This is a genomic window from Acidovorax sp. Root70, from assembly GCF_001428225.1.
In the GTDB taxonomy this organism is placed as follows: domain Bacteria; phylum Pseudomonadota; class Gammaproteobacteria; order Burkholderiales; family Burkholderiaceae_C; genus Acidovorax.
Genome location: NZ_LMHQ01000002.1, coordinates 135316 through 153352, shown reverse-complemented (window position 1 = coordinate 153352; position 18037 = coordinate 135316). Strand labels below are relative to the sequence as shown.

Here is an 18037-nt window from a genome sequence, read left to right as displayed (position 1 = left end):
GTTGTGGTCGGAGGGGTGTCAGCGATTGTCCCGGCTTCGTGGCTGATCTTCGCGCGATTCTCGAGAACGCACGCCCAGCACCTCGGCGGTGCGCGCATCGAGCTTGACCTTGGTCAACTGTCCGGCAGGCGTCAGCAGCTTGATCTCGTAAATCCAGCGATCGCGCTCCTGCTCCAGCTCCACTTCCAGCACCTGTCCCGGCACCTCGCGCTGCAGGCGCTCCAGCACTGTGGGCAGCGGTAGCACCTGGCCCGCCTGCACAGCCTGCCGCGCCCGATCATGGTCATCCTTGCCGCTGGCCCAGGCAGACGGCACGGCCAGCACAGCAGCGCACAGCACACAGGCCGCCAGGCGCGAGCGCCGGGCAAAGCGGCCTGCAGAAGCGGGGTGAAGGGAGAAAAACATGGCTGCATTGTCCCGCGCGAAATCTGAACGACCGATGAACAGGCCTTTCACGCGCCGTTCAGGCAGGGATTTCAACAATGGCCCCACAAGACACAACCCACAAGGACCCTGGCATGACCTCCCTTCGCACACTGACCTTGGCCGCGCTCTGCGCACTGGCAGCTGCTGGCACGAGCCAAGCCGCCGACACCACAGCCACCCAACAGCTTGCCCACTGGAGCGCGCAGGCCGGCAGCCCCGGCAACGCCGACAAGGGCAAAGTGTTCTTCACCACCCGCCATGGCAGCGAGTGGTCTTGCGCGTCTTGCCACGGCACACCGCCCACCGCGCAGGGCAAACACGCCAGCACCGGCAAGCCGATCGCGCCCCTGGCACCAGCCTTCAACCCCAAGACCCTTACCGACACCGCCAAGGTGGACAAGTGGTTCCGCCGCAACTGCAACGACGTGCTGCGCCGTGAATGCACGGCGGTGGAAAAGGCCGATGTGCTGGCCTACCTCAACGCCCTCAAGCCCTGAGACCGACACCATGAAAAAACCTGCCCCCCTGCGACCTGCAGCCCTGGCCGCCGCTGCTTGCGCGCTGACCCTGCTGTCCCTCACCAGCGCCCACGCAGACAGCGGGCGAGCCATGCCCCGCAATGTGCCCAACGCCTACACGCAGGAATGCGCCTCCTGCCACACCGCCTACCCGCCCGGCCTGCTGCCCGCAGCGTCGTGGAACCGCGTGATGGCGGGCCTCGACAAGCACTACGGCACCGACGCATCGCTGGACGCGGCCACCGTGCGCCAGCTCAACCAGTGGTTGCAGGCCCACGCCGGCACCTACAAGCGCGTGAACGAAGAGCCGCCCGAGGACCGCATGACCCGCTCGGCCTGGTTTGAGCGCAAACACCGAAAGATCGAACCCGCCACCTGGAAGCTCGCCAGCGTGAAAAGCGCCGCCAACTGCGCGGCCTGCCACACGGGCGCAGACCAGGGGCAGTTTGACGAACACAACCTGCGCATGCCGGTAGGGCTGGATGCCCGTTCCCGCCGCGCCTGGAACGACTGAGAGCGGTGAACAGAACTCTTCTGGCGTCGTTGCTGTGTCTTGTCGTACTGACCGTACTGCCTGCGACACAGCGCCTCGCCAGAACCGCTTCGCTGAGCCCTGTTCGCCGCTCTCGATCTGCATTGAATCTGACCTGTATCCGATCAAGGAAAACACGATGAACAACACACCCACCCTCCATCCCGCCGATGCCTCGGCGCAACAGGCCCCCGCCAAGGCTCCCAGCCGCCGGGTGACCGATGCGCCCACGCGCATGTTCCACTGGCTGTTTGCACTGTGCTTTGCGGGTGCCTACGCCACGGCCGATGGCGAACACTGGCGGCTGCTGCACGTCACGCTGGGCTACACCATGGCGGGGCTGCTGGGCTTTCGCTTGCTGTACGGCATCGTCGGGCCGCGCACCTCGGGCCTGGGCCTGCTGTGGCGCAAGCTGGCAGGGGCACCCGCATGGCTGCGAGCCCTGCCCCAGGCCCCATCAGTCACGCAGATCAACTGGCGCCAGGGCCAGAACCTGCTGATGGCGCTGGCCATCGTGTTGCTGCTAGCGCTGGTGGTGCCCCTCACGCTCAGTGGCTACGCTACGTACAACGACTGGGGCGCTGCGCTCGGTGGTAACTGGATGGGCGAAGCGATGGAAGAAGTGCACGAGTTCTTCGGCAACGCCCTGCTGTTTGTGGTGTTGGCCCATATTGCGCTGATTGCTGGCTTGAGCGTGCTGCGCCGCAAGAACCAGGCCCTGCCCATGCTCACCGGCCGGGTGGAGGGCAAGGGCCCAGACCTGGTCCCGAAGAACCGCACCTGGCTCGCCGCCCTGCTGCTGATCGCAACACTGGCCTTTGGCGCCTGGCAGTGGCAGCAGTCGCCCAGCGGCTGGGTGGCCAACGGCACATCCACCGAACGCCAGCGGCACCACGATGACGACTGACGCCCAGCCCCACACCGAAGGAGCCACCCCATGAAAATCTACATGTGTGCCGTTTGCGGCTGGATCTACTACGAGGCCTCCGGCCTGCCCGACCATGGGATCGCGCCCAGCACACTCTGGGCCCATGTGCCCGACGACTGGCGCTGCCCCGAATGCAATGTTGGCAAGGCGGACTTTGTGATGTGCGAAGTGTGACGAAAGAACGCTGGCCGCAGGCCGCTGCGCCGCGTCAGGGCTGCAGACATCGGTGCGCGGTATAACCGTTACACCATTGCATCCTCTGTGCAACGCAGCCTCACGCCCAACATGCCACCTACCGACTCCCCCACCGGCCTCGACCCGGCCCTGGCCGCGCAGCGCCTGCGCGACGAGGGCCCCAATGAACTGGGCATCAGCCAGCGCCGCACTCTGCGCGACATGGCCTGGGACGTGGTCACCGAGCCCATGTTCCTGCTGTTGCTGGGCGCAGGCGCCATTTACCTCGCCATGGGCGATGCGCACGAGGCGCTGATCCTGCTGGGCTTTGTGGTCATCATCATGGCGATCACGGTGCTGCAGGAGCGCCGCACCGACAACGCGCTGAACGCCCTGCGCGACCTCTCCAGCCCCCGCGCGCTGGCATTGCGCGGCGGCACCCTGGTGCGCATTGCAGGCCGCGACGTGGTGCGCGAAGACCTGCTGATGATTGCCGAGGGCGACCGCATCCCGGCCGACGGCACGCTGCTGCAAGCCCACGAGCTGGCCGCCAACGAGTCGATGCTGACCGGCGAGTCCGAGCCCGTGGCCAAACAACCCGCCGACAAGGTGTTTGCGGGCACGCTGGTGGTCAGCGGCCAGGGCCTGTTGCAGGTCACCGCCGTGGGCCGCCACACCGAGCTGGGCCGCATTGGTCAGTCGCTAGACACCATTGCCCTGCAGGCCTCGCCGTTGCGCGAAGAGATGGCGCGGCTCACGCGCAAGCTGGTGGTCATCGGCCTGTCGCTGTGCGCGCTACTGGTGGCCCTGTTCTGGGCGTTGCGGGGCGACTGGCTGCAGGCGGTGCTGGCGGGCATCACGCTGGCCATGGGCGTATTGCCGCAAGAGTTGCCGGTGATCATGATCATCTTCCTGGCCCTGGCCGCGCGGCGGCTGGCGGCGCAGCAGGTGCTGACGCGGCGGCTCAACGCCATCGAGACGCTGGGCCAGACCACCGTGCTGTGCGTGGACAAGACAGGCACCCTCACCCAAAACCGCATGGCGGTGGCAGCGCTCTGCATTGCGGGCAAGGAGCTGGATGTGCAAAACCTGCCGGCTGCGGCGGATGGCAGCGCGCTGCCCGATGCCTTCCACGAACTGCTCGAATACGCTGTTCTGGCCAGCGAGATCGAACCGCACGACCCCATGGAGCAGGCCTTTCACCGCATGGCGGCGGACCATCTGGTGGACACCGAGCACCTGCACCCCGCATGGTCGCTGGCGCGCGAATACGAGCTGTCGCCGCAGCTGCTGGCCATGAGCCACCTGTGGCGCGACGGCATCTCGGCACACGACACGGTGGCCACCAAGGGCGCGCCCGAAGCCGTGGCCGACCTTTGCCACTTGCCCGACGCCGAGCGCGCCGCCGTCAGCGCCCAGGCCGCGCGTCTGGCCGACCGGGGCCTGCGGGTGCTGGGTGTGGCCAAGGCCAGGCACCGCACGCAAGACACCTGGCCCGACGCCCAGCACGACTTTGACTTTGAATGGCTGGGCCTGGTAGCCCTGGCCGACCCGCTGCGCCCCGAGGTACCCCAGGCCGTTGCACAGTGCCGCCAGGCGGGCATTCGCGTGGTGATGATCACCGGCGACCACCCCCGCACCGCACGCGCCATTGCAGCCCAGGCGGGCATCGCCAACGACCGTGTGATTACCGGCGACGAGCTGGCCCACATGCCGCCGCAGGTGCTGGCCGACCAGGTCCGGCAGGTCAGCGTGTTTGCACGCATCAAGCCGCACCAGAAGCTGGCACTGGTCGAAGCCCTCAAGGCCCAGGGCGAGGTGGTGGCCATGACCGGTGACGGCGTGAACGACGCCCCCGCCCTCAAGGCCGCCCACATCGGCATCGCCATGGGCCAGCGCGGCACCGATGTGGCGCGCGAGGCCGCGGCCCTGGTGCTCCTGCACGACGACTTCGCGGCCATCGTGCTGGCGATTCACCGGGGGCGGCAGACCTTTGCCAACCTGCGCCAGGCCATGGTCTACACACTGGCGGTGCACGTGCCCATCATCGGGCTGGCGCTGCTGCCGGTGCTGTTCGGGCTGCCGCTGGTGCTGGCGCCGCTGCACATCGCGTTTCTGGAGCTGGTCATCGACCCCGCCTGCTCCATCGTGTTCGAGGCCGAAAAAGGCGCTGCCGACCTCATGCAGCAGCCGCCCCGCGCGGCCGACGAGCCACTGCTGTCCGCCCGCCACATCCTGCTGAGTGTGCTGCAAGGCAGCGTGGTGACGGCCGCCGTGGTGGGCCTGTACGCCTGGCTGTTGAGCCAGCCCGCACATGCCGCCACCGCCAGCACGGCCGCGTTTGTGGTGCTGGTGGCCGCCAATGCCGCACTCATCCTGCCCAGCCGCAGCAGCAAGACGGGCTGGCGCAGCCTGTGGACAGGCCTCACCCCGGTCAGCCTGTGGGTAGCGGGCGGCACGCTGGCCGCGCTGGCGGCCATCAGCACCGTGCCGTGGCTGGCCAATGCTTTCCGGTTTGTGCCGCTGTCGCCCCTGCACTGGTTCATGGCCTTGCTGGCCGGGCTGCTGCTCACGGTGGTGTTTGCTGCCAACAAGCGGTGGCTGCAGCCCGCGGCACCGGCGCTCCATCCTTCACCCGCCTGACTCTGCCCCACACCATGCCCATCGTCCTGGATTCACTCGACCATGTCGTCCTCACCGTCGCCAGCATCGACAAAACCATTGCGTTTTATGAGCGTGTGCTGGGCATGACCGCGCGGGAGTTCAAGCCCCAGCGGTACGCGCTGCACTTCGGCGCGCAAAAGATCAACCTGCACGAAGTGGGCACGGTGGTGGACCCCAATGTGCGCCACGCGACGGCGGGCTCGGGCGACCTGTGCTTTCTCACCCGGATGCCGCTCGAAGACGTCATCGCCCACCTGCAGGCCGAAGGCATCGCCATCGTGCAAGGCCCGGTGGGCGCAACGGGCGCACGCCATCGGCTGCGCTCGGTCTATATCTACGACCCGGACGACAACCTGATCGAGATTGCCAACGAGGTGTGAGGCGCTCGCTGCGCGGGCAGCAGTAAGCACTACCCCAACAGATTCAAAACTCCGCAGAGATCGCCGCCCGCAACAACGTGGAAGCGGGCTCCACCAGCTCTTGCAGCTGCCCGGCCCGGTCCTGCTCGATGGAGTGCAGCACCATCTCGTTGATGCCCCCCACCACGGCCATGGCCATCATGGGTTGCAGCGGGGCCTTGCGTTTGCGCTCGCCCGGGCGGTTGTTCACCACGTCCAGCATCAGGTCAGCCAGTTGCTGGTTGGCGCGGCGGCGCGCGGCCAGGCCCGTGGGGCCCAGGCCCAGGATGTCGATGAACAAGGTGCGCAGCAGCACGGGGTTGCGCGCCAGCACCCAAAAGTAGGCCGCCATGGCCTGCTCCACCTGGGCCTCCCAGTCACTGTGCGGATCAATGGCAGCGCGCAGCACCGCAATGGCGTTGCCGCTGGCCGCCTCGTACAGTGCGGTCAGGCATTCGGCCTTGTCGGCAAAGTTTTCATAAAAAGTGCGGCGCGACACGCTGGCTTCGCGCACGATGTCGGCAATGGTGGTGTCGGCATAGCCCTTGGCGGCCACGGCGCGCGCCATGCCTTCCAGCAGGCGGGCGCGGTGTTCGGTGCCTGCAGCGGGTGCAGCGGGTGCAGCAGTTGGGGCGGTGACTTCACTCATGGAGGCAGATCGCAAGGCAGAAAATTCAACGAGGTACTTGACAGTACCACAGTGGAGCTGCATCATACAAATCCAATCGGTACTACCAAGTACCAAACCTGTGCACCACCGTGCGCCCCCCCTTGCGCTAGGAGCCTTCTTCATGACCGAACTCGTTGTCCGCCGCCTGCTGATCGACCTGGAGACGCCGTTTGCGCGCCACTGGTGTGGTGGCGACGCGTTTCGCTCGGCGCTGTTCAATGCGCTGTCGATGAGCTTTCCGGTGGGCGAGCAGTTCTTTATCGACGCCGTGCGTGACGGCCACAAGGCCCTGCCCCCTGACCAACAGGCGCAGTTTGCCGACGAGGTGCGCGGCTTTATCGGGCAAGAGGCCACGCACCGCCGCATCCACGCGCTGTTCAACGGCCACCTCGACCAGCAGGGCCTCGCCAACGAATGGGCCCCGCGTGCGCAAGAGCGCATGAAGCTGTTTGCAGGCGCCGGCCCGCGCCATCCGCTGGCCGTGACCGCTGCCAACGAGCACTTCACCGCGCTGCTGGCCGAATGGCTGCTGGCCCACCCCGAGGTGCTGCAGGGCGCCGAGCCACGCCTGGCCACCATGTGGCAATGGCACTGCGCCGAAGAGTCCGAGCACAAGAACACCGCCTTCGACCTCTACCAGGCGCTGGGCGGCAACCATGAGTGGCGCATCACCTGGTTCCGCCGCATCACGGTGGTCTTCCTCGGCGATGTGCTGCGCCAGACGGTACTGAACCTGCGCCGCGATGGCTCGCTGTGGAAATGGAGCACCTGGACCAGCGCCGCACGCACGCTGTTCGGCAAGGGCGGCCTGGTGCGTGAGACCTGGCGCCCCTGGCGCGAATACCTGCGCCCCGACTTTCACCCCAGCCAGCACGGCACCGACCTGTCGGCACGCTGGCTGGCAGAGCACAGCAACGCCTACACCCCCGTGGGTGCGCGCTGACAACCACGACCTGACACCATGACCCATCCCACCACGCCCCGGCACACAAGCCGGGCAGGCGCGGCTTTGCTCTGCCTGTTTGCATCGACCGCCTTGGCCCCCTTGACCCTGCTGCCCCTGCAGGCCCACGCTGGTCCCCTGGCATTTGATGCCGCTCTGCAGCAGCTGCAGCAGCGCTCAGACCAGCTGGCCGCATCGCGCAACGCCGTCGAAAGCGCCGAGCTGCGCCGCGACGCCATGCAGCGCCTGGGCGGCCCGGTGGTCAACCTGAGCGGCGCCGCCTACACCTACAACGCCAACCTGGACGTGGACCTGAACCCACTGAACCGCGCCCTGCCCGGCGTGCTGTCGCAGCTGCCGCCCCAGCTGGCGGGCTCACTGGCCCAGTTGCCCCACCTGCCGTCCAGCTACACGCTCAACCGCAGCAAGAGCGACACCACGGCCTCGGTCTCCGCCATCTGGCCCATCTACATGGGCGGCGCCAGCAATGCCGCTCGGGGCCTGCTGGATGCCCAGGCGCAAGAGGCCCAGGCCGACGCCACCAAAACCAGCCACGAGGCCACCACCTTGCTGGTGCAGCGTTACTTTGGCGCCCAGCTGGCGCAGCGCGCTGCCGTACTGCGCGAATCGGCCCTGGCGACCATCGAACAGCACGACGCTGCCGCGCAGAAGATGCTGGACGCTGGCGTGATTGCACGCGTCGAACGCCTGCAGGCCCGCTCCGCGCTGGAAGAGGCTCGCCGCAATGCCCGCAAGGCCCGCGACGATGCCGAGCTGGCCGCCACGGCGCTGACCCGCACGCTCAAGGCGTCCGACCCCGTCACGCCCACCAGCCCTCTGTTTGTACTGAGCCAGCCGGTCGAGCCCCTGCCCCACTTCATCGACACCGCTTTGGCCCACCACCCGGGCTTGGACAAGGTGGCCGCCAAGAAAGAACAAGCCACGCAACTGCACGCCGCCCAGGAGGCACTGCGCAAGCCCCAGGTGTTCGCGTTTGGCCAGCGCCAGCTCAAGACCGGCCGCGACGCCGACTGGGTGGCCGGGGTGGGCGTGCGCTGGACGCTGTGGGACTCCATCGACCGCAACGCGCTGGCCGAATCGTCCAACCGCCAGATCGAGCAGGCGGAGCGCACTGGCGCACAGGCGCAGAACGACATTGCCCTGCTGGTGGAAAAGCGCTGGCTGGCCCTGGAGCAGGCGCGCCGCGCCTACTTTGCGCTGCAGCCAGGGCTGGAGCTGGCCGACGAAGTGCTGCGCCTGCGCATCTCGGGCCTGAAGGCGGGCACCAGCACCACGCTGGATTTGATCGACGCGCAGGTCAACCAGGCCAAGGCCCAGACCGAACGCGCCCAGGCCGCCCACGACTACGTGAAGGCGCTGGCCGACCTGCTGGAGGCCTGCGGCCTGTCGGAAGACTTTGGCAAATACATGGCGCGCGCTGATGTGGTGCGGGTGGAATGAGTAAAGGTGGAACGAACATGAGCAAGAACAACAGCAAAAAGACAGCCGTGATCGGCACCGTGGCCTTTGTGGCCGTGGCAGGCTTTGTGGGCTTTGGCCTGTGGAAGGCCTCGCAGCCTGCGCCCGAAGTCTTTCAGGGCCAGATCGAAGCGCAAGAGGCCGACATCGCCCCCAAGGTCACCGCGCGCATCGCGCAGATCCTGGTGAAGGAAGGCGACCAGATCGCCGTGGGCGCACCCCTGATCCGCATGGACAGCCCCGAGGTGAAGGCCAAGCTGGCACAAGCCACCGCCGCCCAGGAGGCCGCCCAGGCCGTGGCTGCCAAGGCCGAAAGCGGCGCCCGCCCGCAAGAGGTGGAGATGGCCCGCCTGAACTGGCAACGCGCTGTGGCCGCTGCCGACCTGGCCGAGTCCTCCTTCAAACGCGTGGACGGCTTGGCCCGCGAGGGCCTGGTGGCGGCGCAAAAACGCGACGAGGCCGAGGCCAACTTCAAGGCCTCGCGCGACCAGGCGCTGGCCGCCAAGGCCCAGTACGACCTGGCCCGCGCCGGTGCGCGCAGCGAAGACCGATCCGCCGCCAGCGCCCAGGCGCGCCAGGTGGCGGGCGTGGTAGCCGAGGTGCAAGCGGCCCAGGCCGAGACGGAGCTCAAGAGCCCCGTCGCCGGCGAAGTAGCCAAAGTACTGGCCCGCACCGGCGAGCTGTCGCCCCAGGGCGTGGCCGTGGTCACGGTGGTGGACCTGAAGGACCAGTGGGTGGTGCTGAACGTGCGCGAAGACCGCCTGCAGCGCTTTGCCATCGGCAACGAGTTCGACGCCACCCTGCCCGCGCTGGGCGGAAAAACCGTGAAGTTCAAGGTCTACCACACGGCCGCGCTGCCGGACTTTGCCACCTGGCGCGCCACGCGCGCAGGCCAGGGCTTTGACGCCCGCACGTTTGAAGTGCGCGCGCGCCCGGCGGCCCCCATCGAAGGCGCACGCCCCGGTATGACGGTGCTGGTGCAGTGACATGCGCCTGATGCACAGAGATTTCACCAAAAAGTGCCGGTAGCGCTAGTGCAATATGCGCAAACAGCTATGAATTCAATAGCAAACAGCTTCCACCGCGAGGCCCGCCGCCTGGCGGCCGACCCGTGGGACCTCGCCATGGTCACCTGGGTGCCGCTGCTGGGCGTGGCGCTCTTGTGGTGGATCTTCTCGGCCGGCCTGCCGCGCCACCTGGCGGTGGGCGTGGTGGACGACGACCACTCCAGCCTGTCGCGCCAGCTGGTGCGCATGCTGGACGCCACGCCGGGCGTGCAGATCACCCAGCACTTCACCAACGCGGCCGAGGCCGAACGCGCGCTGCGGGCGGTGGACGTGTACGCCGTGGTCTCCATCCCGCGCGACTTTGCGCGCACCGTGAAGGAAGGCCGCGCCGTGCAGGTCACGCTGCTGCACAACGCGCAGATGTCCACCCACTCGGGCCTGCTACAGCGCGATGTGCGCACGGCCGTGGGCACCTTGTCGGCGGGTATCGAAATGGCCGCACGCAACAAGCGCGGCGAAAGCGCCCAGGCCGTGCACGTGAGCATGGAACCCATCCACACGCAGATGGTGGCGCTGTTCAATGTGTCCAGCAATTACGAGCAGTTTCTGGGTGCTGCGCTGATCCCCGCCCTGCTGCACATCCTGGCCATGACGGCTGGCGCCTGGACGGTGGGCCGCGAACTGCGCGACCGCACGCTGGGCGAATGGCTGGGCGCAGGGGGCTGGGTGCGCACTGCGGGCGCGCTGGCCGGCAAGCTCGCCCTGCCCTGGGTGTCTCTCACGCTGGTGGGCCTGCTGGCGCTGGTGGGCATCACCTGGGGCCGGGGCTGGCACCCGCCGGGCAACCTGTGGTGGGTGGCTGCGGCGCTGGCACTGCTGATGGCGGTGTCGATCGCCGCAGGCGCTGCGCTGGCGGGCATCACGCGGTCGCTGCGCACTGCGCTGTCGGGTGCGGGTTTTTTTGCAGCACCGGCGTTTGCGTTCAGCGGCGTGGCCTTCCCACTCGCGGGCATGCCCAGCAGCGCCCGCGCCTGGGCCGAGGCCATGCCGTTCACACACTACATCCGTCTGCAGATCGAGCAGCTGCAAATGGGAGCGCCCGTGGCCACCAGCGTATCGACCGTCGTGGCGCTGATCCTCGCCACTGCCGTGCTGTGGCTGCTGGGCGCCACCGCACTCACGCTGGCGCACCAGCGCCCCGACACGTGGGGAGGCCGCTGATGAACACGACAACACAACCCGAGCCCGTGGCAACTCCCTCGCAGCGAGGCCTGCTGGGCGCCTGGCTGCACGCGCTGGCCACCATGGTGCGCGACAAGGGCGTGCTGCTGCTGTTGGTGGGCGCGCCTGTGCTCTACGGCTTTTTCTACCCCTGGTTCTATGCCGACGAGGTGCTGACCCGAGTCCCCGTGGCTGTCGTGGACTTGGACCACACCAGCCTGTCGCGCCAGATCACCCGCTTTGCCGACGCCGACCCGCGCATCGAGGTGCATCTGGTCACCGGTAGCGAGCGCGAGGCGCAGGAGGCCCTGTGGCGCGGCGAGATCGAGGGCTATGCGGTGATCCCAGCCGGGCTCAAGCGCAACGTGGTGCGCGGCGAAAACGCCGTGGTCAGCATCGAGGCCAACGGCGCCTACGCGCTGCTGAACAAGGCGGTGCAATACGGCTTTGCGGAAGCCGTCGGCACGGTGTCTGCCGGGGTCGAGATCCGCAAGCTGCAGGCCAGCGGCCAGAGCGCCCCGCAGGCCCGCGCCAGCCGCGCGCCGGTGCAGCTGCAGATGGTGGCGCTGTTCAACCCTACCGAAGGCTACGGCAGCTTTGTGGTGCCCGCCGTGGCGCTGCTCATCCTGCAGCAAACCCTGCTGATGGGCGCTGCGATGCTCACCGGCACCTGGGTCGAAAGCGGCCAGCACCGCGCAAGCGCCACCACCTGGCTGGGCCGACTGCTGGCGCTGTGCACACTGGGCTGGGCCAGTGGCCTCTTCTACTTCGGGTGGATCTTTGTGCTGCACGACTACCCGCGCGGTGGCAACCCGCTGGGCGCGCTGGCGCTGCTGGCCTGCTACATCCCGGCCATCGCGGCACTGGGTGCGCTGCTGGGCCTGTGGTTTGGCAACCGCGAACGCGCGCTGCAGATGCTGCTGTTCACCACACTGCCCATCGCGTTCGTCGCAGGCTTCTCGTGGCCGGTGGAGGCCCTGCCCGAGCCGCTGCAGTGGCTGCGCTGGCTGCTGCCCAGCACCTCGGGCGTGCAGGCGTCGCTGCGGCTCAACCAGTTGGGGGCACCGCTGTCTGCCGCGTTGCCCTACCTGTGTGCGCTGGTGGCGTTAGGGGCAGCGTGCGCAGGGGCTGTGCTGGCCCTTGCGAGGCCTTCAAGTCCCGATGCGCGGCAGTGAACGAGCAGAGCGCAAAAGCAGCGCTTACTGAGGATGGGCGGCAGCCTGTTGCCCGGTACGCAGGCGCACCGGGCCGCTGCGCTCCTCCACCGCCGCCTGCACTTCCTTGCGCAGGCCCAGGGCAAACGCCCATTCGGCCACCACAAACAGGGGGCCCACGATGAGGCCCACAAGGTCATCCACAAAAGCGGGCTTGCGGCCTTCGTAGTAGTGGCCCACGAACTGGATCACCCAGCCCACGGCAAACAGGCCGATGCCCGTGGCCAGCCACACGCCCAGGGTCTGGGCGGCCACCCATTGCCCGCCCACCAGCATGGCCGCCAGCAGCGCGGCCATGGCCAGGCCAAAGCGCATATCAAGGCGGAAGTAGAAGACGCTGGCCGCCAGCGCAGCCAGCAGGGCCGGGCTCACTGGCACCGCGCCCACCATCCAGGTCGGGCGCGACAGCAGGATGGCGACCGCAAACATGATCATGGGCACGCCCACAAAATGGGTGTGGATGTTGCGCGGGTCGCGGTGGTAGTCGGCGTATTGGGAGAGGTGGTCGATCAGGGTTTTCATGGGTGTCTCCGGCATGTGTTTTGCGCAGCATCAATACTCGCTCTGGGGCCGCGCCAGCGTCTGTCGTGCAGACGACAAAACCCCCGCTGCCCTCCAGCCCCGTTCACTCGCATTCCCATGTCCACCGCTTCTGCCTATTTACCCGTCCTCCAGACTGGCCGCTGGTTTGCCCACCTGCCGCCCGACTTTGCCCAGCCGCTGATTGCCATGGCGCAGTTGCGCCATCTGGCAACGGGCGAGGTGCTGTTCCGGCGTGGTGATGCGCCCTGTGGCCTGTATGCGGTGGTGCGCGGCGCGGTCAGCATCTCGGGCACCCGGGGGCGGGCCGATGAGGCGCGTGCGGCACTGCTGATCCGCCTGGAGCCGCCGCACTGGTTTGGCGAGATCTCGGTGTTTGACAACTCGGCCCGCACGCACGATGCGCAGGCCACCGAGCCCACGACCCTGGTGCACATCCCGCACGAACGGCTCCAGCACTGGCTGCAGGCCCACCCGCAGCACTGGCATGCGCTGGCCTTGCTGATGACCGACAAGCTGCGCTCGGCCTTCGTGGCGATGGAAGAGCTGGCGCTGTTGCCCGCCCCGCAGCGCCTGGCACGGCGCCTGGTGATGATGGCAGAGGGCTACGGGCAGTGGACGGCCGAAGGACAGTCGCGGCGGGTGATCGAGATATCGCAGGAGCAGCTGTCGCTGATGCTGGCGATCTCGCGCCAGACCACCAACCAGATCCTCAAGGACCTGGAGTCGCGCCAGCTGGTGCGCGTGCAGCGCGGCGAGGTGGAGATTCTGGACCTGGCCGGCCTGCGGGGCGCTTGCGCCTGATTACTATCAAATCAGTAGCAAACAAGGCATGTTGCACTAGCGCATCGGCGTGTTTCTACACAAATACTAAGCACACATTCCATTTCCGGGCAAAATGACGGCCATGCAACTGAACTACATCGCCAACGCCTCGGTGCCCTCGTCTTCGGGCCGCACGATCCCCGTGATCGACCCGTCCGACGGCCAGCCCTTCGACGAGATCCAGCGCAGCAACGCCGACGACATCGACGCGGCGGTGCATGCAGCCCGCCAGTGCTACAACGCGGTGTGGCAGAAGTTGGCCCCGGTGGAGCGCGGCCGCCTGCTGCAAAAGCTCTCGGCCAAGATCCTGGAGCATGCAGACGAGCTGACGGCGCTGGAGCAGCGCGACTGCGGCAAGCCCACCAAGCAGGCGCGCGCCGACGCCATTGCGCTGGCACGCTACTTCGAGTTCTACGCCGGTGCGTGCGACAAGTTCCACGGCGAGACCATTCCCTACCCCGACGGCTACAGCGTGCTGACCTGGCGCGAGCCCCACGGCGTTACGGGCCATGTGATCCCCTGGAACTATCCTATGCAGATCTTTGGCCGCAGCGTGGGCGGCGCCCTGGCGGCGGGCAATGTGTGCGTGGTCAAGCCGGCCGAAGACGCTTGCCTGTCGCTGATCCGTGTGGCGCAGCTGGCAGCCGAGGTGGGGTTCCCCGCCGGGGCACTCAACATCGTCACCGGCTACGGCCATGAAGTGGGCGACGCGCTGGCGCGCCACCCCGGCATCGACCACATCAGCTTCACCGGCAGCCCCAAGATCGGCACGCTGATCCAGCAGGTGGCGGCCGAGCGCCACTGCCCCGTGACGCTGGAGCTGGGCGGCAAAAGCCCGCAGATCATCTTTGCAGACGCTGACCTGGACGCCGCCATCCCCGTGGTCATCAACGCCATCGTGCAGAACGCCGGGCAGACCTGCTCGGCCGGCTCGCGCGTGCTGATCGACTCGCTGATCTACGAACCGCTGCTGGAGCGCCTGGGCAAGGCGTTTGAAAAGCTGCGCGTGGGCCCCGCTGCCATGGACCTGGACGTGGGCCCGCTGATCCGCCAGACGCAGCAGCAGCGCGTGTGGGACTTCCTGTCGGACGCGCAGGTTGCAGGCATCCCCATGGTGGCCCAGGGCGTGGTGGTGGACGAAGCGCCCGAGACCGGCTACTACCAAGCCCCCACCTTGCTGCGCGATGTGCCCGTGGGCCACCGCTTGGCGCAGGAAGAAGTCTTCGGTCCGGTGCTGTCAGCCATGGCTTTCCAGGACGAAGACCACGCGGTGGAGCTGGCCAACGCCACGCAGTTCGGCCTCGTCGCAGGCATCTGGACACGCGACGGCGCGCGCCAGTTCCGCATGGCCAAGCGGGTGCACAGCGGCCAGGTGTTCATCAACAACTATGGCGCCGCAGGCGGCGTGGAGCTGCCGTTTGGCGGCGTCAAGTCCAGCGGCTATGGGCGCGAAAAGGGCTTTGAGGCGCTGTACGGCTTCACCACTCTGAAGACCGTTGCCATCAAGTACGGTTGAAGAAGCATTGCAGGGTGTCTCGCCCGCGCGCGACGGCGCGGGCTGCCCCCGCTAACCTTGGCTGCTTCTGCACGACGATTTTTTCTCCTCCATGCCCCTGAGTCCCCCCGCCCCCCGCACCCTGAAGCATGTCCGCCGGGTCAACTACCAGGGCTTTGAACGCGACGATGGCCTGTGGGACATCGAAGGCGAGCTGCATGACAGCAAGGCCTACGACGCCACCTCCTTTCGCGACCCCACCAAGCAGCGCCTGGCGGGCGAGGCCATCCACCACATGTGGCTGCGCGTGACCGTGAACCGCCAGCTGGTGGTGCAGGCCATCGACGTGGCCATGGACTCGCACCCGCTCAAGGGCTGCACCGAGGCCCAGGCCGCGCTGCAGCGCATGGTGGGCTGCAGCATGGCGCGCGGCTGGCGCCAGGCCATCCAGAAGCACCTGGGCGGGGTGGCCAGTTGCACCCATTTGCGCGAGCTGCTGTTCAACCTGGCGACAGCGGCCTTCCAGTCGGTGCCTGCAGTGTTTTCGTCTGCCAACCCGGACGAGCCGCCGCGCCACCTGGGCCACTGCACGGGCTGGGACTTCAACGGCAACGGCGTGAAGGAATACTTTCCGCAGTTTTATGGCCGGGAGCCCAAAGCACCCGCGCCACCACCGGCGGCCGCTGCTGAAAATTCAGCCCCATTGGGCTCTGGCGCCTGATAGACAAGCGCTAGTAGCTATCATTTTGACAAATCTCACCCCCCAACCTATCGGAGACCCCTCATGCGCGTGCAGAACAAATCCATCATCGTCACCGGCGCAGGCAACGGCATCGGCGAAGGCATTGCCAAGCGCCTGGCGGCCGAGGGCGGCCAGGTCATCGTGAACGACATCAACGAGGCCGGTGGCCAGCGCGTGGTGGCCGAGATCACCGCCGCTGGCGGCAAAGCCGCCTTCTTCAAGGCCGATGTGACGAATTCCGCCCAGGTAAAGGCGATGGTGGATGAGGCCGTGCGCCTGTACGGCCGCCTGGACGTGGTGGTGAACAACGCGGGCTGGACGCACCGCAACCGCCCCATGCTCGAAGTGAGCGAGGAAGAGTTCGACAAGGTCTATGCCATCAACATGAAGAGCATCTACCTGAGCGCCATCCACGCCGTGCCCGCGCTGCGCCAGGCGGGTGGCGGCAGCATCATCAACATCGCCTCCACCGCCGGGCTGCGCCCCCGCCCGGGCCTGACCTGGTACAACGGCTCCAAGGGCGCCGTCATCATCACCAGCAAGTCCATGGCGGCCGAGCTGGGCCCCGACAACATCCGCGTGAACTGCATCAACCCCGTGTTCAACCCCGACACGGGCCTGGCTGCCGAGTTTGCAGGCGGCCCGGTGGACGAGGCGCGCCGCGCCAAGTTTTTGGCCACCATTCCGCTGGGCCGCTTCTCCACCGCGCTCGATGTGGCCAATGCCGCGCTGTACCTGGCCAGCGACGAAGCGTCGTTCATCAGCGGCGTGTGCATTGAGGTGGATGGCGGGCGCTGCGTGTAAGCAAGCAAGCGCCCCGGGGCGCTGGCAAGCCACCGCCACATCGCGTTGCGCCCCAATCCGCACCAGGGCAGTGCGAATTGATTTGACGGCCTGGGAGCCGCTGCCTATAGTGCCTCCGATGTTTGCGAGCCACGCCCCCGCCACAGCTGCCAGCGCCACCGCGCCGCTGCGCCGTTGCGCGCGCTCGCAGGCCACGCTCCAGGCCGGTGACCGCGCTCTCTGCACCCTTGCTGCAGATTCCTGAGCCCGGCGACACCCCTCCCCTCCGCATTCTTTTCGCGCACCTCCTGTCGCCGGGCCCCACGCCCAGCGCCAGCTTGCGCCTTGGCCACGGCCGGGGCGCGGACGTCAGGAGTGTCCATGCCCCCGTTCCCTTCGGGCGAGATTTCGCTCGCCCCGTGCGCGCCCGCGCACCCACTTGCTGCCCCTGCGCTCCCGCGCGAGGGTTCTGTCGATCAGGCCATCACCCACGCAGCCGCCACCGCCGACATCACCCGCCAGTTCATCCGTGCAAAGCAGCCCTGCGCCGACGGCTACCGCTGGTACCTGCGCCGCCAGGAAGGCGCCAGCAACTACCAGGCGCTGCTGGACGACCTAGTGCGCGAGGGCCGCGTCGAAGACGCTTGCTGGATGCTGGACCAGTTCGGCCCCACCAACGATGTACTGGAGGTGGACCACCTGGAGGCCGACGCGCTGGTGTTTGCCGGCAGCGTGCGCTGCCGGGGCCATGCGGACGTGGAGGGTGTGCTGCGCACCGGCCGCAGCCTGAGCGTGCTGGGCGGCCTGCGGGTGGGCGGTGCACTGCGCGTGGGCGAAGACCTGCGCGTGGCGGGCGCGGTGCGCTGCGAGGGCAGCGCACGGCTGCTGGGCGACGCCCGCGTGGGCTGGTCGCTGACCGTGGCGCAGCGGCTGCAATGCACGGGCAGCCTGCGCGTGGGCGGAGAGCTGGACTGCGGCGCCGCTGCCCACATCGGCGGCCACTGCAGGGTGGCCCGGGATCTGCGGGTGGTGGGCGACCTGGACTGCAGCGGCGGCATCAAGGTGGGTGGCCACCTGCAAGCCAATGCCGCTGTGCAGGCCGCCCGAGGCATGTGGGTAATGGGCGATGTGGACTGCAAGGGCCACCTGCAGGTGGGCTGGGGGGTGCGGGCCGGTGGGCACATTCACGCCGGTGGCGCCATCCGCGCCGGTGAGAGCCTGTGGGCAGGCGAGACCATTGCAGCGGGCGAGGCTTATGGGGTGTATGCAGGCCTGGTCGTGCCACTGCCCGACTGGCCCCACAGCGCCAGGGTGTGCGCCCGCGAACAGCCATCGCGCCTGATCAGCGGCTGCTGGTCTGATGAACAGGGAATCACACCATGACAGACGCCCCCCGCGCTTGCCCACTGCCGAGCAATCGACTGCGCACCGCGCCTTGCATCCCAACCCGGCAAGGTAGCTATGCAGCCCCAGAAGTA

General features: G+C 67.8%; 19 protein-coding genes. 16 read left to right on the top strand and 3 right to left on the bottom strand.

All coding sequences use genetic code 11. The features are described from left to right. Positions 1–18 precede the first annotated feature (18 nt). Positions 19–405 (bottom strand): PepSY domain-containing protein, encoded by a 387-nt coding sequence (locus ASD94_RS02355; protein ID WP_056638106.1) that lies wholly within the window; start codon positions 403–405, stop codon positions 19–21. Positions 406–518: 113 nt separating this feature from the next. Between ASD94_RS02355 and ASD94_RS02350 the strand changes: the two genes are divergently transcribed. The 6 genes from ASD94_RS02350 (at position 519) to ASD94_RS02325 (ending at position 5622) form a co-directional block, all read left to right on the top strand. Beyond that, positions 519–923, top strand: coding sequence for a DUF1924 domain-containing protein (locus tag ASD94_RS02350; protein ID WP_056638043.1), 405 nt, complete (start codon positions 519–521; stop codon positions 921–923). A 10-nt stretch (positions 924–933) separates the two neighbouring features. Next, complete coding sequence (locus ASD94_RS02345; protein WP_056638040.1) at positions 934–1458, top strand: diheme cytochrome c; 525 nt, start codon at positions 934–936, stop codon at positions 1456–1458. A gap of 157 nt (positions 1459–1615) precedes the next feature. Beyond that, on the top strand, positions 1616–2383 hold the full coding sequence (locus ASD94_RS02340) for a cytochrome b/b6 domain-containing protein (protein WP_056638037.1): 768 nt from the start codon (positions 1616–1618) through the stop codon (positions 2381–2383). Positions 2384–2413: 30 nt separating this feature from the next. Next, positions 2414–2578, top strand: a complete 165-nt coding sequence (locus ASD94_RS02335) for a rubredoxin (protein WP_056638034.1) — start codon at positions 2414–2416, stop codon at positions 2576–2578. 111 nt (positions 2579–2689) lie between these two features. Beyond that, on the top strand, positions 2690–5221 hold the full coding sequence (locus ASD94_RS02330) for a cation-translocating P-type ATPase (RefSeq protein ID WP_056638104.1): 2532 nt from the start codon (positions 2690–2692) through the stop codon (positions 5219–5221). Between the two features lie 14 nt (positions 5222–5235). Next, on the top strand, positions 5236–5622 hold the full coding sequence (locus ASD94_RS02325) for a VOC family protein (protein ID WP_056638101.1): 387 nt from the start codon (positions 5236–5238) through the stop codon (positions 5620–5622). Between the two features lie 43 nt (positions 5623–5665). Here the strand turns inward: ASD94_RS02325 and ASD94_RS02320 are convergent, their stop codons facing one another. Further along, entirely contained in the window at positions 5666–6289 is a 624-nt protein-coding gene (locus ASD94_RS02320; RefSeq protein WP_056638031.1) for a TetR/AcrR family transcriptional regulator, read from the bottom strand. A 142-nt stretch (positions 6290–6431) separates the two neighbouring features. Between ASD94_RS02320 and ASD94_RS02315 the strand changes: the two genes are divergently transcribed. The 5 genes from ASD94_RS02315 to ASD94_RS02295 all read left to right on the top strand — a co-directional run bounded on the left by ASD94_RS02315 (position 6432) and on the right by ASD94_RS02295 (position 12135). Then, a complete protein-coding gene (locus tag ASD94_RS02315) occupies positions 6432–7253 on the top strand; it encodes a metal-dependent hydrolase (RefSeq protein ID WP_056638028.1) in 822 nt (273 codons plus the stop codon). 18 nt (positions 7254–7271) lie between these two features. Beyond that, positions 7272–8714 carry a TolC family protein gene (locus tag ASD94_RS02310; RefSeq protein ID WP_235510550.1) on the top strand — a complete coding sequence of 481 codons (1443 nt, stop codon included), beginning with the start codon at positions 7272–7274 and terminating at the stop codon, positions 8712–8714. Between the two features lie 17 nt (positions 8715–8731). Next, the gene (locus ASD94_RS02305) at positions 8732–9718 is read left to right on the top strand and encodes an HlyD family secretion protein (protein WP_056638025.1); all 987 of its coding nucleotides are present in this window, start codon (positions 8732–8734) and stop codon (positions 9716–9718) included. Between the two features lie 69 nt (positions 9719–9787). Next, positions 9788–10960: an ABC transporter permease gene (locus ASD94_RS02300; RefSeq protein WP_056638023.1), complete on the top strand. Its 1173-nt coding sequence runs from the start codon at positions 9788–9790 to the stop codon at positions 10958–10960. Further along, entirely contained in the window at positions 10960–12135 is a 1176-nt protein-coding gene (locus ASD94_RS02295; RefSeq protein ID WP_156391318.1) for an ABC transporter permease, read from the top strand. Before ASD94_RS02300 ends, ASD94_RS02295 begins: the two co-directional genes overlap by 1 nt. 24 nt (positions 12136–12159) lie before the next feature. On the opposite strand, the gene ASD94_RS02290 is transcribed toward ASD94_RS02295, so the two are convergent. Then, on the bottom strand, positions 12160–12696 hold the full coding sequence (locus tag ASD94_RS02290; protein ID WP_056638020.1) for a DUF962 domain-containing protein: 537 nt from the start codon (positions 12694–12696) through the stop codon (positions 12160–12162). Positions 12697–12813: 117 nt separating this feature from the next. On the opposite strand from ASD94_RS02290, the gene ASD94_RS02285 reads away from it, so the two are divergent. The 5 genes from ASD94_RS02285 (at position 12814) to ASD94_RS02265 (ending at position 17942) form a co-directional block, all read left to right on the top strand. Beyond that, positions 12814–13518: a Crp/Fnr family transcriptional regulator gene (locus tag ASD94_RS02285; RefSeq protein WP_056638017.1), complete on the top strand. Its 705-nt coding sequence runs from the start codon at positions 12814–12816 to the stop codon at positions 13516–13518. A gap of 103 nt (positions 13519–13621) precedes the next feature. Then, positions 13622–15055 carry an aldehyde dehydrogenase family protein gene (locus ASD94_RS02280; protein WP_056638094.1) on the top strand — a complete coding sequence of 478 codons (1434 nt, stop codon included), beginning with the start codon at positions 13622–13624 and terminating at the stop codon, positions 15053–15055. 91 nt (positions 15056–15146) lie between these two features. Further along, positions 15147–15755 carry a DUF2889 domain-containing protein gene (locus ASD94_RS02275; protein ID WP_056638014.1) on the top strand — a complete coding sequence of 203 codons (609 nt, stop codon included), beginning with the start codon at positions 15147–15149 and terminating at the stop codon, positions 15753–15755. Between the two features lie 63 nt (positions 15756–15818). Continuing rightward, the gene (locus ASD94_RS02270; RefSeq protein ID WP_056638011.1) at positions 15819–16580 is read left to right on the top strand and encodes an SDR family oxidoreductase; all 762 of its coding nucleotides are present in this window, start codon (positions 15819–15821) and stop codon (positions 16578–16580) included. A gap of 360 nt (positions 16581–16940) precedes the next feature. Next, a complete protein-coding gene (locus ASD94_RS02265) occupies positions 16941–17942 on the top strand; it encodes a hypothetical protein (protein WP_082576718.1) in 1002 nt (333 codons plus the stop codon). The last annotated feature ends 95 nt before the right edge of the window (positions 17943–18037 follow it).